Raw genomic sequence first — 14,042 nt, 5'->3', positions numbered from 1 at the left:
CTCGCCTGAGAGAGGGAAATCTCTTAACTGTGCAGCGGCGGGTCGATAATCGGTTTTGGATCGGGATCGAGCGGTGGCTCGGGGATGGGCTGCGGTTTAGGAATGGGATCGGGTATCGGTGTTGGTTCGCTCGGGAACGCCGGGTCACTCATCGATAAGCGTGGGTATATAGCCATTATTGTCTCCTCACATGTTGAGTTAAAACTCGTCCTTTAAGCATAGACAACAAATCGCAGACAAAAAAAAGCCGACTAATAGTCGGCTCGTACGAATCAATTGTGCTATGCAGTAATTCTAAAAAAAGGAAGTAAGACAATATGGAGCGCAACGCCCATCGCTTGACGTTGCATTCACCTGCGAGAGAGATATTGCCTTGAACCGGCGTTCCATTTATTGACCTCGCTCAACTCTCGCCCTCTTTTTTCATCCGGTTAATGTTAAAAATGTTAAATTTTACAGCCATTTACTACGATGTAACCACCAGGCAACACCGCCTATAAGAACCACCAACATTATGCAAAACAGGCTAAAGCCGAAATGCCAGCCGCCCCCGGGAATGCCTCCTAAGTTCACGCCAAACAACCCTGTCAAAAATGTGCTCGGTAAAAACACCATCGCCATTAATGACATGGTATAGGTTCGTCTCCCCATCGCTTCTTGCATAACTTGCGCAATTTCATCGGTCATCACGGCGGTGCGTGCGATACAGGCATCAATTTCATCCAGCCCACGCCCTAACCGGTCAGAGATGTCCTGCATGCGCCGGCGATGGTCGTCCGTCATCCACGGCAAACGTTCGCTGGAAAGCCGGGCATAGACATCACGCTGGGGAGCCATATAACGGCGCATCACGATCAACTGCTTGCGCAGCAACGCCAGATAGCCGCGCGGCGGGATCTGTTGGTCCAGCAGGTTATCTTCGAGATCGATAATTTTGTCATGCAGTTGTTCAATAAATTCGCTGGCATGGTCAGTTAGCGCATCGCAAACATCCACCAGCCAACTGCCGCTATCAACGGGGCCCGCGCCCTCTTTGAGATCGTTCACCACGTCATCCAGGGCCAGCACTTGCCGTTGTCGCGTAGAGACAATAAGCCGCTCATCAATATACAAACGCATAGCCACCAGTTGGTCAGGCCGTTCATCCGTACTGCCATTAATACACCGCAGAGTAATGAGCGTGCCTTCACCGATGCGCGTCACCCGAGGGCGTAAACTTTCCCCGGCCAGCGCGTCACGGGCGTAATTGGGCAGTAAGGGCGTTGTAGCAAGCCAGTTAGCACTGTCGCTATGGGTGTAATTCAAATGCAGCCAGCCGGGATGCTCGGCATCAATCGCATCGGTATCCTCGATAGTATCGACCCCACCTCTGCCATCCAATTGCCAGGCAAATACGGCATCTGGCACCTTTAGCTGATATCCCTTGATGGTTTCCACTGCATGTTCTCCACGTGTGACCACAATATTGATGTCAGTCTAGCCGTCTTCTTTTGGTCTGTAACTCAGAAAAAGAGTCAAACACGCTGAATTTACTCAATAAAAATTGTTACTTTTTTGTGTCTTTTAAACTGTATTTCCCGGTTTCTGCATTCAAAAATAAAATTCATCTGAACAAATTACATTCACGGCGATTAATTCAGGGCGTGAATATATCTGTTCTTATTTATATCTTCTTGTATATTCATTTCCGACGATAGCTATTAAATAAACCGCACGAAAGCGGTCATTCTGCGTGGGTACAATTTAAAATGATAAGTAAGATATATCGCTTTATTCCGTTGTTTATATGTGTATTTATTGTTGCTCTGGCTAATGTTTTATTCGACCCGACTCACGTAATGCTTCAGCGATTGATAATATTTGTATTGTTAATGTTATCATTTTGTTGTATTCGCAATAAGCCCATAAGATTATTAGTGGCAATAGTGCCGATAATAATTGTCGCATGGGACGTCATGCTAACGTTTTATGCGCAGCGCACTTTTAACACAGCTTTCAGTTATGGCTTTGCGATGAGCATCCTCGAAAGTAATAGCGGTGAAATCATAAGCATGCTGTCGATTTATCAGCGCTATTGCTTTGGTTTTTTTGCGCTGGTGATTTTATTACTCCGTAGCGTAGCGGTCATTCCCACGCCGAATAAAAAATGGCAAGCAAGGCTACCCCTTTATTTATTGGTGATACTTCTTTTGAGTAATACCGTGCAGGCGGTGTCGCATAACATCAGGAAAAATAGCCAGGGAAGTATCGCCTGCCGGGTGGTTAATTATTTACCCATTAGCAATGCCAAATTCTTTATGCAGGCCTGGAACGATCAGCGTTTAATCAGCAAAATATCCGGCAATATTCCCCAATATTCCCTGCAAAAGCAGGAAACCGGGATTGATACGTATGTTCTGGTGATTGGCGAATCCGCGCGCAGCGAAAGCATGAGTATTTATGGCTATCCTCGCCCAACCACGCCGGAATTAGAAGCCGAACGCAACCAACTGTTATTGTGGACCCATGCCATAAGCCCCGCCCCCGTCACAATTACCGCTGTTCCGCTGGCGATCACGGCCGACACGGTCAATGATCATCATCATGAGCACTATTCAGATAACATCATTAATCTGGCAAACCAGGCGGGATTTGATACCTCGTGGTTTAGCAAGCAAGGCATGCTCGGCGATTATAATAATGCGATTACCGGCATCGCGATGAACGCGGCACATAAGCACTGGATCAACGAAGGCTATGACGACGCGTTATTACCCGATCTCAAGAGAGCGTTAACCTATCAGGGAAAACAGCTAATCGTGCTGCATATCTATGGCAGTCATGAGCCGGAATGCACGCGTTTCCCGGCCTCAGAAACGTTATTCACAAAAGAGAGCGATGGGATTGATGCCTGCTATAACAACTCAATTCGCTTCACTGACAAGTTGCTCGGCAACATTTTCGGCCTACTGAAAGACCGCCGCGCGTCGGTGGCTTATTTCTCCGATCACGCCCTGGAGCGCGAGCCGGAAAAAAGCGTTATTTACCATCATGGCGGCGTAAAACCGAGCCAGCACGCTTTTCAGGTACCGATGTTTATCTGGTACAGCCCACAGGTGAAAAACCCCGATACCGGAACGGTCGATGCCTACTATTCAACGGACAATAACGATAAAGTTTTGCGCCGCTGGATGGGCATTACCCTTCCAGGCGACCCCGCGCAAGAGAGTGTTCAGAGCACGGCTAATCGGCTGGCGGGTCCGGTTCCCGTCATGGATACCACCAATACGGTTTATGACTGGAAAACGTTAGCGCGTTAAGCGAGAAACGAAAAAACAAAAGGCCCATCAGGGCCTTTTTTTGCTTTCACACAATCTTAATGAGCCACGATGTACATCGTGCGGCTGTAAGCAACATCTTCGGGGTTATTGATCGGATAACCTTTCAGCCACGGCTTAATTAAACGCCCGTTGGTATACTGATAAATCGGTGCAATCGGGGCTTGTTGCTGAATGATTTTTTCAGCCATGTTGTAATCTTTGTTACGCGCAACGTCAGTGTTTTCCTGGCTTGCCTGCTGCAAAATCTTGTCATATTCCGGCGAATTAAAGCGTGAAATATTGCCGCTATGGGAAGCCGTTAACAGCGATAAGAATGTAGACGGCTCATTGTAATCCCCCACCCACGAGGCACGAATCACATCGAAATTACCGGTATTGCGGCTGTCGATATAGGTTTTCCACTCCTGGTTTTGCAGCTTCACATCCACACCCAGATTTTTCTTCCACATTGACGCCACCGCGATGGCAATTTTCTGATGGTTTTCTGAGGTGTTATACAGAAGCGTTAATTTCAGCGGTTTGGTTGGGCCATAACCCGCCGCTTGCAGCAATGTTTTCGCCTGCACGTTCGCCTCTTCCTGAGTCATTTGCTCAAACGGAGAAGTCTCAGGCTTAAAACCAGCCGTAACATCCGGTGTGAAGCGCCATGCCGGTTTCTCACCGGTGCCCAAAACTTTCTCGGCCATAATGTGGCGATCGATAGTCATGCTCAACGCCAGACGAACGCGCGGATCGGCAGTCGGACCTTTTTGGGTGTTAAAGGCGTAGTAATAGGTTCCCAACTGCGGCGGCGTATAAACCTGACCTGGAATATCTTTTAACAGTTTCTGGTAGAGGTTTTTCGGGAAGGATTCGGTGATATCAATATCCCCAGCCAGGTAACGTTTGGTGGCCGAAGACTCCTGGTTAATCGGAATAAAGGTGACTTTGGTGATGACCGTTTTGCCGTTATCCCAATAATTTTTGTTCTGCACCGCCACCAGTTTTTCATTAACGATGCGGTCCTGAAGAGTGTATGCCCCGTTACCCACCAGATTGCCAGGCTTGGTCCATTCATTCCCGAATTTTTCTACCACGGCTTTTGGAACCGGATATAACGAGAAGTTCGCGGTCAGATTCGGGAAATAGGGAACGGGCTTATCTAACTGGATCCGCAGCGTTTTAGCATCAACCGCCGTCACACCCAGTTTATCGGCTGGCATTTTGCCATCGATGATTGCCTGCGCATTATTAATGCCCGCCAGAGCAGCAAACCATGCAAACGGAGAGGTGTTTTTCGGATCAACCAGGCGCTGCCAACTGTAGACAAAATCTTGCGCCGTCACTGGAGTGCCGTCTGACCAACGCGCATTATCGCGCAGGGTGAATGTCCAGGTGCGATTATCATTACTTTGCCATTTAGTCGCGACACCCGGCTCAAGTTCCCCTTTCTCATTCTGATTCACCAGCCCCTCGAAGAGATCACGAATAACCTGAATTTCTGGCAGCCCCACCGCCTTAACCGGATCCAGAGAGGCGGGTTCATCTTTAATATGGCGAACCAAACTCTGGTCTGCCGCAAGCTTAGTACCCGCAGGGACATCCGCCGCCCATGCGGTAGAAAAAAGGCTGGCGATAGCTAACGCACAACACGTTGTCAAAAAACTCTTTTTCATTATTTACCCTTATGAATCATTTTGTTTGGGACAGCACCACGCGCACGCCAGTGACAGACAAACAATGTAACGCAATCAAATGTTTTGCCAATAAGAAAAATAAATAACGTGATGAAAATCGCCTCTGAGAACCTCTTTGAACGTAACCTTGTGATATTCCTGTTATTCATCAGAACAATTTATTAACTGGTCTGACAGGCAATTGTTTCAGATGAGTTTTTTGGAAATCACTGCTATTACTATCCGCAATAAAATTTAAAGCGCTTTTAAGGAACACTAACACTATGTCAGGCCACCGCCCTCGTTCACAACGCGGTCATTTGCCTTCCGGCAGTGAACGTTATGGAAAATCTGTCTTTGGCGCACCGCTTATTTGGTTCCCGGCAACGCCTGGGGAGCAGCGTAGCGGATTAATTATTGCCGGGACTCACGGCGATGAAAACGCCGCGATGGTGACATTATCTTGCGCATTACGCACGCTGGAACCCGCACACCGCCGCCATCATGTGGTGCTTGCCGTTAATCCTGACGGCTGCCAGCTCGGTTTGCGCGCCAATGCTAACGGTGTTGATTTGAACCGCAATTTCCCGGCAGCTAACTGGAAGGCGGGGGAAACGGTTTACCGCTGGAACAGCAGCGCCGACGAGCGCGATGTCGTGTTATCCACCGGCAAAAAACCCGGTTCTGAACCGGAAACCACCGCGCTTTGCCAACTGATTCATACTTTGCAGCCCGCATGGATTGTCTCTTTCCACGACCCGCTCGGTTGCATTGAAGATCCTGACAATTCACCGCTGGGTGCATGGCTTGCGAAAGAGTTTGAATTGCCGTTAGTCACAAGCGTTGGGTACGAAACGCCAGGCTCATTTGGCAGTTGGTGCGCGGATTTGGATTTACCGTGTATTACCGCAGAGTTCCCGCCCATCTCTGCTGACGAAGCGAGTGAGCGGTATCTGGATGCCATGATGGGATTACTGCACTGGCAAAAGAAGTAATCCGTTAAAGATAAAGTTTGCCGGTTTCGAAGTGCAATCCTGGCTCAACATCGACTGCAAGCCAGGTTGGGCCATCGAGATCGGCAAAACGCACTTTAGCCGCCAGCGGCAACGCGGCGGCAATTGCCCGCGACGTACACAACATGCAACCTAACATCACATCAAAGCCTTGCTCGCGAGCGGCCTGGGTTAACGCCAGCGCTTCGGTTAACCCGCCGGTTTTATCCAGCTTCACATTTACCATATCGTAGCGCCCTTTTAGCTCCGGCAGGCTATCGCGTGTATGGCAACTCTCATCCGCGCAAATTGGCAGCGGGTGAATAAAATTCGCAAGCGCGCTGTCCTGGCCCGCAGGTAGCGGCTGCTCAAGCATCGCCACATTAAGATCGGCTAATAACTGGCAACGCGCCGCCAGCCCGTCGCTGCGCCAGGCTTCATTGGCATCGACGATTAAGATGGCTTCCGGAACCGCCGCACGAATAGCGACCATCCGCTCAGTAATCAGGCGGTCATCAATTTTGACCTTCAAAAGACGTGCGCCCTTTTCCCACAGCAGTTTCGCCGCCGCTGCCATTTGTTCAGGCTCCGCAATGCCGACCGTTTGCGCGGTAGTGATCAACTCAGGCAATTCGACACCGGCCGTAAAAGCCAGCGTACGTTTGCTGCGTCGCGCTTCTAAATCCCACAGCGCGCTGTCGACAGCATTACGCGCGGCACCCGGCGGAAGAGCTTCTTGTAACTGAGCACGCGTCATCCCTTGCTCAAGCTGCGGGATGATAGTGGTAATTTGCGCCAGCACAGACGCGTCGCTCTCACCATAGCGCGGATACGGGGTGCATTCGCCCACCGCTTTGATACCGTCTTCCTCAAGTTCCACCACCACAACCACCGCTTCACTGCGGGTACCGCGAGAAATAACAAAAGGCGTGTGGAGTGGCCATGCTTCCTGGTAAACCTTAACTGTTCTCATAATAACCCTAATTTTTTTAATCGTTTACTGAGTATAGCCAGTGAACATTTTTCCTCACAGTATCAATTTTTATATTCAGACAATGAATACTGACATACACTGTCCGCGGCGTTAATTATATGTAAAAAGGAAAATCAAACATGTCACAAATCGTTCATTTCCAGGGCAACCCTGTAGCGGTTGCAGGTCAGATCCCACAAGCTGGCAACAAAGCTGAAGCTTTCACTCTGGTAGCAAAAGATCTTTCTGATGTTGCACTGAGCCAGTTCGATGGAAAACGTAAAGTACTGAACATTTTCCCAAGCATCGACACCGGCGTTTGCGCCGCTTCCGTGCGCAAATTCAACCAGTTGGCGACCGATATGGATAACACAGTGGTACTGTGTGTTTCTGCGGATCTGCCATTTGCCCAGTCTCGCTTCTGCGGCGCAGAAGGTCTGAGCAATGTGGTCACGCTCTCTACTCTGCGTAACCCAGAATTCCAACAGGCTTATGGCGTAGGTATTTCTGAAGGCGCACTGAAAGGCCTGACTGCCCGCGCAGTTGTGGTTATCAATGAGAAAAATGAAGTGGTATTCAGCCAGTTAGTGAATGAAATTACTAACGAGCCGGATTATGCCGCAGCCCTGGAAGCCCTTCAGGCTTAATTAAAAATGCCCCCTTAAACCGGGGGCATTTCGCATTGTTACTCTTCTGTTTTACGCTGGCTCAGGCCATATTCACGTAATTTATTCGCAATCGCGGTGTGCGAAACGCCAAGACGTTTAGCCAGTTTACGCGTGCTTGGATAAGTCCGATAAAGTTGCGTCAGCACCGAGCGCTCAAAGCGGCTGGTAATATCATCCAGCGACCCTTCCATCGCCTCTTCGCCCACTACCAGACTTGCAGTGTCAAAATCAGGCAGCAGAATATCTTGCGGGCGCAGTTCGTAACCTTCCAGTTGCGTTAATGCGCGGTAAATCGCATTTTTCAACTGACGCACGTTGCCAGGCCAACCGTAACGCGTAAGCACATTGCTCAAATCATTCGCCAATTTCGGACGTGGAACGCCCTGCTCATCGGCAAAACGTGCAACGAACAGTTCGGTCAGCGGCATAATGTCTTGCGGACGGTCGCGCAGCGGCGGCAAATTCAACGTCAGTACGTTCAGGCGATAATAGAGGTCTTCGCGGAACTCGCCTTTTTGCACCATCTCAATCAGGTTCTTTTGAGTGGCGCAAATCACGCGCACATCCACGTGAACTTCATGCTCTTCACCTACGCGGCGGAACGTCCCGTCATTGAGGAAACGCAGCAGTTTGGTCTGCATGCGTGGAGACATTTCACCAATTTCATCCAGCAGAACAGAACCGCCGTTGGCCTGCTCGAAGAAACCTTTCTTACCTTCAACGGCATTCGCGTATGCGCCCGGCGCATGGCCAAACAGCTCGCTTTCAACAACGTCGTCCGGCATCGAACCGCAGTTCAGCGCAAGATACGGTTTTTGCGCACGCGGACTACCTAAATGGCAGGCGTGTGCCAGCAAATCTTTACCCGTTCCGGTATCGCCCACAATCAACAGCGGCGCATTTAACATCGCCAGTTTATGGGCTTGATCGACCACATGACGCATTTTCGGGCTGACGGCAACAATCTGGCTGAAAGCGCCCACGTCGGTGTTAGAAAGATTTTGCAGTTGGCGGCCCATTCGCACCGTGGAACGCAGCATCACGACCGCCCCCACTAACGACGACTCTTCGTTCTCACCGTCCAGATGCACCGGGGTGATTTCCATCAGGAAATTCTGCCCGTTAATCACCACGTGTTCGGTATGGGATTCCACCGGCGCACTTTCCAGCCAGCGCATAAAGTTAAAACCGTTCACCAGGCTTGCAGCGTTATGGTTACGCAGTTTGTCTTCGTTTTGACCGAACAACGCGCAGCTCGCCGGGTTTGCCAGCTCCACTTTGCTTTTCATATCCAGCGAAAGCACCGGCTCTGGCAGCGCTTCAAGCAAAGCGCTGAGCGCACGATGCTCGCGTTCGGAAGGCATCCACGGCACGGTACGCACATCCGTTACCCCCGGAATGCGACGAATTTCAGCCATCAAGCTGCTGAATGTGTCGAAATCCAGAGTAGAAAAATTCAGGTAGATTCGCCCAATGGGATCAATTTCGATACCTCGCAAATCGATACTACGCAGCACGAGTAAATCAAGTAATTCTCGAGTCAGACCAAGGCGGTCCTGGCAAAAGACTTCCAGACGCATGCAGGTGTCCTTCAAATGCAAAAAGCTGAGTAATTGGGTGGAGTGATGATACTCCAGATAGTGGACGGTCAGAAGAGATGTGTGAAGAAAAGTTGACAGATAACACGATGATTTGGGGCAATACCGTAAACCTGACGGATCACGGCATTGCCAGCGTGTCACTCTGCGGGCTTCGTTTTGCTTTTGCTCATTGTCTCTTTGAGCTGAACCAAAAGCTGTTTACGGAAATCGCCCAGACGGGGTTTATCGTTCTCAATCCACGGCAGCGGGCGGCAAAGCTCCATCGCCTTAATCCCCAGTCGTGCGGTTAACAACCCGGCGCCGATGCCCTGCGCAGCGCGTGTGGAAAGCCGCGCGGCAAGATCCTGGCCAATCCAGTCCATCCCCACTTCACGCACCAGTTCGCTCGCACCGGCAAAAGCGATATTCAGCAGCACCAGACGGAACAGACGAATGCGGCTGTAATAGCCCAGTTCAATGCCGTAAATCGTCGCAATACGGTTTATCAGGCGTAAATTGCGCCAGGCGATAAACGCCATATCCACCACGGCCAGCGGGCTTACAGCGATCATTAGGGTAGATTCTGCGGCGGATCGGCTGATTTCCCGCCGCGCCTGGTTATCCATCACCGGTTGAACCAAACGCGCATAAAGCTCGACGATTTCACGGTCATTTTGCGTTTCATGAATGGCGGCATACCAGCGTTGCAGAGCGGGATGCCCATGATCCAGCCCGGCCTGGCGTGCGAGTTTTTCGCAAAATGCGCGGCCTTTACCTATGCCGTGACTATTCATTAAATCACGAGCTTCATCGCGTTCTTCTGCACGTTGACGCAAACGCCATAAACGACGCCACTCGGTTGCCACCGACCCCACGCCTGCGGCAATAATCAAACCACCCGCCACACCGCCACCGAGCGCAATCCAATCCTGGGTGACAAACGCGTTATGCGTCCACTGGATGCCTTGCGCCACCACGCTTACGCCGAACAGCCCAAGCCCAACCTGAACCATTCGTCGCCACAGGCTGCGTTTAGGGTGGAGCGCGGCTTCAATGACGGCTTCCGCCTGCCCGTCATCGTCTATTTCATCTGGCGAGTTAAGCGCTGGGGTAAATTTTTCTGCCTCCGGTTCGCTAAAGGCAAGCGGGCCTTTGTAGACCGGTTCTTTTTCCACATCCAGCGGTTGCGCGAAGTCGATACGCGGTTTTAGTGGCTCGTTCATCGCAATTTATCCCCTATTAAAAACTCCAGCGCCGCATCCAGCCGAATATGCGGCATCGGTCTGTCCACATCCATTACCTGCGGGCGGAACTGCTCAAACTGAAAACCTTGTTTCTCCCAAAAGGCGCTGCCTGGTAAACGCGCAGGCACCTCGCCGGGGTAAACCGTCAGCGGCACGCCATCGGTCAGGCGGTTCCCGCGCAGGGCCGGAATTTGCTCGCCTTTCACGTCGACCAGGCCGCTTTGTGTCGCCTGCACCGATGCCAGGCCCATACAATCCATATCGATACCTTCAAAGGCGGCGTTTTGCCACGCGTCCTGCACCAGTTGTTGCAGCAGCGCCACCATATTTGCATGTTGATCGACAGTCACATGGTCGGCTTTGGTTGCGGCGAATAACAGCTTATCGATAACCGGCGAAAACAGGCGGCGGAACAGGGTTCGTTGGCCGTAATGGAAACTTTGCATCAGTTGCGTCAGCGCAAGCCGCATGTCATTAAACGCCTGCGGGCCGCTGTTTAGCGGTTGCAGGCAGTCCACCAGCACAATCTGGCGATCGAAACGCAGGAAGTGATTTTTATAGAACCCCTTCACCACTTTCTCGCAGTAATAATCAAATCGCGCCCGCAGCATGCCGATATTGGTGGTTTTATCGGCCTGAGCCAGTTTCGATTCACCCACGGCATCGACATCCGGCCACGGGAAGAATTGCAGCGCCGGAGCGCCCGCCATATCCCCCGGTAACACAAATCGGCCTGGCTGGATAAAGTGCAACCCTTCACGCTTGCAGCGCAGCAGATAATCCGTCCACGCCTCTGAGATTGCCGCAAGACGGTTTTCATCCGCCGGTGCGAGCGGGTCCAGCCCTTCGCATAATTTACGCCAGACCGCTGACCATTCGTCTCTGTCACCGTGGAGCAAACTGGTCATCTGACGTGACCAGCTCAGGTAATTTTGCGCAAGCATCGGCAAATCCAGCAGCCACTCGCCGGGATAATCGACAATTTCCAGATACAGCGTTGAGGTGTCTTTGAAATGCCGCAGGAGCGAATCATTCGAGCGGTAACGCAGGGCCAGACGCATTTCGCTGACCCCTCGCGTCGGCGTCGGCCAACTCGGCGGTGAGCCGTAAAGCTGCGCCAGCCCTTCGTCGTAGGTAAAACGTTGAATGCCTAAATCCCGTTGCGGCACACGCTTCACGCCCAGCAGGCGTTCTTCGCGCACAGCGCTTAACAGCGGCAAACGCGCCCCGTTATGCACGCTCAATAATTGATTCACCATCGCGGTGATAAATGCCGTTTTACCGCTGCGGCTCAGGCCCGTTACGGCAAGACGTAAATGCCTGTCCACGCCACGGTTCATCAGGGCATTTATTTCATTCTTGATTCTGTTCATATGCGTCCTGGTTGCAACTGTGTGGGAAAGAAATGGGGGTAATGGGTGACAAATCAAAGGGCATTGCACAATTTTACACCCTATTTACATTTGTCATAGTCAAAATAAATAGCGTCGTTTTACGACGTGAAAAGTCGTACGGGTATATCGTTGATAGACAGTCTCATTAGCGTTAAGTAATATGCATTATCTTTTGGCGCAGAACAGGACCGGCTCAGTCATGTCGCCCACCATTTACGATATTGCCCGTTTGGCTAATGTTTCCAAATCTACCGTTTCACGCGTTCTGAATAAGCAGACTAATATTTCCCCTGAAGCGCAGGAGCGGGTATTAAAAGCCATTGAAGAGTTAAATTATCAACCTAATAAATTAGCCCGCGCCCTCACCTCATCGGGCTTTGACGCTATTATGGTTATCTCTACCCGTTCAACAAAAACCACGGCGGGAAATCCCTTTTTCTCCGAAGTGCTGCATGCAATTACCGCGCGTGCCGAACGGGAAGGCTTTGATGTCATTTTGCAAACGTCCAAAAATAGCGAAGAAGATCTGCAGAAGTGCATCAATAAAATCAAACAAAAAATGATCAAGGGCATTATTATGCTCAGCTCGCCAACCGACGAATCATTTTTTGAAGCATTAGATCAGTACGCTATTCCGGTGGTAGTGATCGGAAAAGTCGACGGGGAATTCAAACATGTTTGTTCCGTCGATACCGATAATTACCACGACAGCGTAGCCCTGACTCAAATGCTGCTTAATAAAGGGCATCAAAAAATAGCCTGCCTGCACGCGCCGCTGGATTATCACGTTTCGGTAGACCGGCTTGCAGGATTTAAAGATTGCCTGAATAAGCAAAGCATTAACTTGCCTGATGAATGGGTTGTTGACGGCGGTTATACTAATGAAACCGCGTTAACCGCCGCGCAAAAACTATTAAGTGGCAAAAATCTGCCACAGGCTGTTTTTGCCACGGACAGCCTAAAATTAATGAGCGTTTACCGTGTTGCTCAGGAAAAAGGCATTAGTATTCCGCAACAGCTTTCGGTTGTCGGTTACAGTAACGATATGCTGAGTTTTTTACTTTCCCCTCCGCCGGGCGGCATTGAAGTCCCTACGCTTGAATTAGGTGCCGTAGGCAGTGCGGTATTGTTTGATAAAATTTTCGGAAAAGGAGTACCCGCACGCACCATTATCCCTACTACCCTTTGTCTGACTGATTCGGTTATTTAAAGTTGAAGTGTTAATCGTAATAGGCGGGTAAAATTTACCCGCCATGTTAAACGACTTAAAACGCGTAATTCACGCCAATTCCTGCATAGTGGAAGGTGTCATCGGCACCCTCGTTATGGTTTTCCCACTCGTAAGCGTATTCCAGCGTCATCGTCAAGCCATTCTGGAAATCGTAGGCATACAGCATACCAAGGCGATTGTAGTTATGATCTTCACGATCGATATCGTCTGACCAGTCCCAGTTAGTCCAGCGATCTAATCCCAGGCGGGTATATGGCGTCAGCGTCGTATTGCCTAATGCAATTGGCAGATAAATACGCATCTCCTGAGTGGAAAATTCACCGTTATTTTTATCGCTATCGGTATTAAAGCCGCGCTCTAAATAGTAGTTGGTACGAAGCGTAAAGGTTTCGTTAATTTTCCAGGTAACTCCGGTTTCGGTTTCGACGCGGCTATCTGAATAACCTGTTTTGTCTAAGTCGTTATCAAAGCGGTAGTAGGCCAACCAGCCGCTGAAACTCCATGCATTGTTAAAATTGATGTTCCAGTCAGGCTGGAATTTATAACGTTGTGTATTAGCCGTTCCGTTGTTAGAACCATCGTCATTTTTAAAGTGATAACCATAGTTACGGATACCACTGGTAAAACCAAATGAGCCCGTTTCGTTATCAATAAACTGGTAGCGAATATCCATTTCTGGGCGGTTAAAATAGGTGCCGCGCGTAAAATTAGTGTAGTCAGCAGGTCCCTCTTGATACATCGTCAGCGCGACTGTCCACGCTCCATAGCTTGCATTAAAGTAGACAGAAGGTTCATATAAACCGTCTTTGTCATCCGCCTGCCCTTCAACATTTTCGATTTCGTACATAGCACCGATATTATAGTGCCAGGTATTATCATCCGCAGCCTGAACGTAGGCGGTTCCTGCACAGGCAATAAGCACCGTGCATTGCAACAGTTTTCTCATGGTGATGTTCCTTGTCAAAATAACAACTCAAAAATACCG

12 protein-coding genes are annotated in these 14,042 nt (G+C 50.1%); 4 read left to right on the top strand and 8 right to left on the bottom strand.

Annotation, left to right across the window (positions count from 1 at the left end; genetic code table 11):
- Window positions 1-23: 23 nt before the first annotated feature.
- Complete coding sequence (locus AB1E22_RS19910) at window positions 24-176, bottom strand: hypothetical protein (RefSeq protein WP_367596950.1); 153 nt, start codon at window positions 174-176, stop codon at window positions 24-26.
- Between the two features lie 277 nt (window positions 177-453).
- The gene (gene zntB, locus AB1E22_RS19905) at window positions 454-1,437 is read right to left on the bottom strand and encodes a zinc transporter ZntB (RefSeq protein WP_367596949.1); all 984 of its coding nucleotides are present in this window, start codon (window positions 1,435-1,437) and stop codon (window positions 454-456) included.
- A gap of 518 nt (window positions 1,438-1,955) precedes the next feature.
- On the opposite strand from zntB, the gene AB1E22_RS19900 reads away from it, so the two are divergent.
- A complete protein-coding gene (locus AB1E22_RS19900; RefSeq protein WP_367596948.1) occupies window positions 1,956-3,299 on the top strand; it encodes a phosphoethanolamine transferase in 1,344 nt (447 codons plus the stop codon).
- Window positions 3,300-3,355: 56 nt separating this feature from the next.
- Here AB1E22_RS19900 and AB1E22_RS19895 read toward each other — a convergent pair whose 3' ends face one another.
- A complete protein-coding gene (locus AB1E22_RS19895) occupies window positions 3,356-4,975 on the bottom strand; it encodes a peptide ABC transporter substrate-binding protein (RefSeq protein WP_367596947.1) in 1,620 nt (539 codons plus the stop codon).
- Window positions 4,976-5,259: 284 nt separating this feature from the next.
- On the opposite strand from AB1E22_RS19895, the gene mpaA reads away from it, so the two are divergent.
- Window positions 5,260-5,970: a murein tripeptide amidase MpaA gene (mpaA, locus tag AB1E22_RS19890; protein ID WP_367596946.1), complete on the top strand. Its 711-nt coding sequence runs from the start codon at window positions 5,260-5,262 to the stop codon at window positions 5,968-5,970.
- A gap of 4 nt (window positions 5,971-5,974) precedes the next feature.
- Here the strand turns inward: mpaA and ycjG are convergent, their stop codons facing one another.
- Window positions 5,975-6,940: an L-Ala-D/L-Glu epimerase gene (ycjG, locus tag AB1E22_RS19885; protein ID WP_367596945.1), complete on the bottom strand. Its 966-nt coding sequence runs from the start codon at window positions 6,938-6,940 to the stop codon at window positions 5,975-5,977.
- 140 nt (window positions 6,941-7,080) lie between these two features.
- Between ycjG and tpx the strand changes: the two genes are divergently transcribed.
- Window positions 7,081-7,587: a thiol peroxidase gene (gene tpx, locus AB1E22_RS19880; protein WP_367596944.1), complete on the top strand. Its 507-nt coding sequence runs from the start codon at window positions 7,081-7,083 to the stop codon at window positions 7,585-7,587.
- Between the two features lie 38 nt (window positions 7,588-7,625).
- Here tpx and tyrR read toward each other — a convergent pair whose 3' ends face one another.
- The 3 genes from tyrR to AB1E22_RS19865 form a co-directional block, all read right to left on the bottom strand.
- Window positions 7,626-9,188, bottom strand: a complete 1,563-nt coding sequence (gene tyrR, locus AB1E22_RS19875) for a transcriptional regulator TyrR (RefSeq protein WP_367596943.1) — start codon at window positions 9,186-9,188, stop codon at window positions 7,626-7,628.
- Between the two features lie 158 nt (window positions 9,189-9,346).
- Window positions 9,347-10,411, bottom strand: coding sequence for a TIGR01620 family protein (locus tag AB1E22_RS19870; RefSeq protein ID WP_367596942.1), 1,065 nt, complete (start codon window positions 10,409-10,411; stop codon window positions 9,347-9,349).
- Complete coding sequence (locus AB1E22_RS19865; protein ID WP_367596941.1) at window positions 10,408-11,805, bottom strand: YcjX family protein; 1,398 nt, start codon at window positions 11,803-11,805, stop codon at window positions 10,408-10,410. The genes AB1E22_RS19870 and AB1E22_RS19865 overlap by 4 nt, the downstream gene beginning before the upstream one ends.
- Window positions 11,806-12,025: 220 nt before the next feature.
- Here AB1E22_RS19865 and AB1E22_RS19860 point away from each other — a divergent pair, with 220 nt between their 5' ends.
- Window positions 12,026-13,036: a LacI family DNA-binding transcriptional regulator gene (locus AB1E22_RS19860; protein ID WP_367596940.1), complete on the top strand. Its 1,011-nt coding sequence runs from the start codon at window positions 12,026-12,028 to the stop codon at window positions 13,034-13,036.
- A 55-nt stretch (window positions 13,037-13,091) separates the two neighbouring features.
- Here AB1E22_RS19860 and AB1E22_RS19855 read toward each other — a convergent pair whose 3' ends face one another.
- Complete coding sequence (locus AB1E22_RS19855) at window positions 13,092-14,003, bottom strand: OmpG family monomeric porin (RefSeq protein ID WP_367596939.1); 912 nt, start codon at window positions 14,001-14,003, stop codon at window positions 13,092-13,094.
- Window positions 14,004-14,042 lie beyond the last annotated feature (39 nt).

This window comes from Buttiauxella gaviniae, assembly GCF_040786275.1.
In the GTDB taxonomy this organism is placed as follows: Bacteria; Pseudomonadota; Gammaproteobacteria; order Enterobacterales; family Enterobacteriaceae; genus Buttiauxella; species Buttiauxella gaviniae_A.
Note: the sequence above shows the minus strand (reverse complement) of the source record. Positions and strands in the feature narration are given on the sequence as shown.

Bases quoted from the DNA above. Each gene is read 5' to 3' on its own strand.
- AB1E22_RS19910 (WP_367596950.1), bottom strand. From the start codon at position 176: ATGGCTATATACCCACGCTTATCGATGAGTGACCCGGCGTTCCCGAGC.
- AB1E22_RS19900 (WP_367596948.1), top strand. From the start codon at position 1,956: ATGCTAACGTTTTATGCGCAGCGCACTTTTAACACAGCTTTCAGTTAT.
- AB1E22_RS19895 (WP_367596947.1), bottom strand. From the start codon at position 4,975: ATGAAAAAGAGTTTTTTGACAACGTGTTGTGCGTTAGCTATCGCCAGC.
- mpaA (WP_367596946.1), top strand. From the start codon at position 5,260: ATGTCAGGCCACCGCCCTCGTTCACAACGCGGTCATTTGCCTTCCGGC.
- ycjG (WP_367596945.1), bottom strand. From the start codon at position 6,940: ATGAGAACAGTTAAGGTTTACCAGGAAGCATGGCCACTCCACACGCCT.
- tpx (WP_367596944.1), top strand. From the start codon at position 7,081: ATGTCACAAATCGTTCATTTCCAGGGCAACCCTGTAGCGGTTGCAGGT.
- tyrR (WP_367596943.1), bottom strand. From the start codon at position 9,188: ATGCGTCTGGAAGTCTTTTGCCAGGACCGCCTTGGTCTGACTCGAGAA.
- AB1E22_RS19870 (WP_367596942.1), bottom strand. From the start codon at position 10,411: ATGAACGAGCCACTAAAACCGCGTATCGACTTCGCGCAACCGCTGGAT.
- AB1E22_RS19865 (WP_367596941.1), bottom strand. From the start codon at position 11,805: ATGAACAGAATCAAGAATGAAATAAATGCCCTGATGAACCGTGGCGTG.
- AB1E22_RS19860 (WP_367596940.1), top strand. From the start codon at position 12,026: ATGTCGCCCACCATTTACGATATTGCCCGTTTGGCTAATGTTTCCAAA.
- AB1E22_RS19855 (WP_367596939.1), bottom strand. From the start codon at position 14,003: ATGAGAAAACTGTTGCAATGCACGGTGCTTATTGCCTGTGCAGGAACC.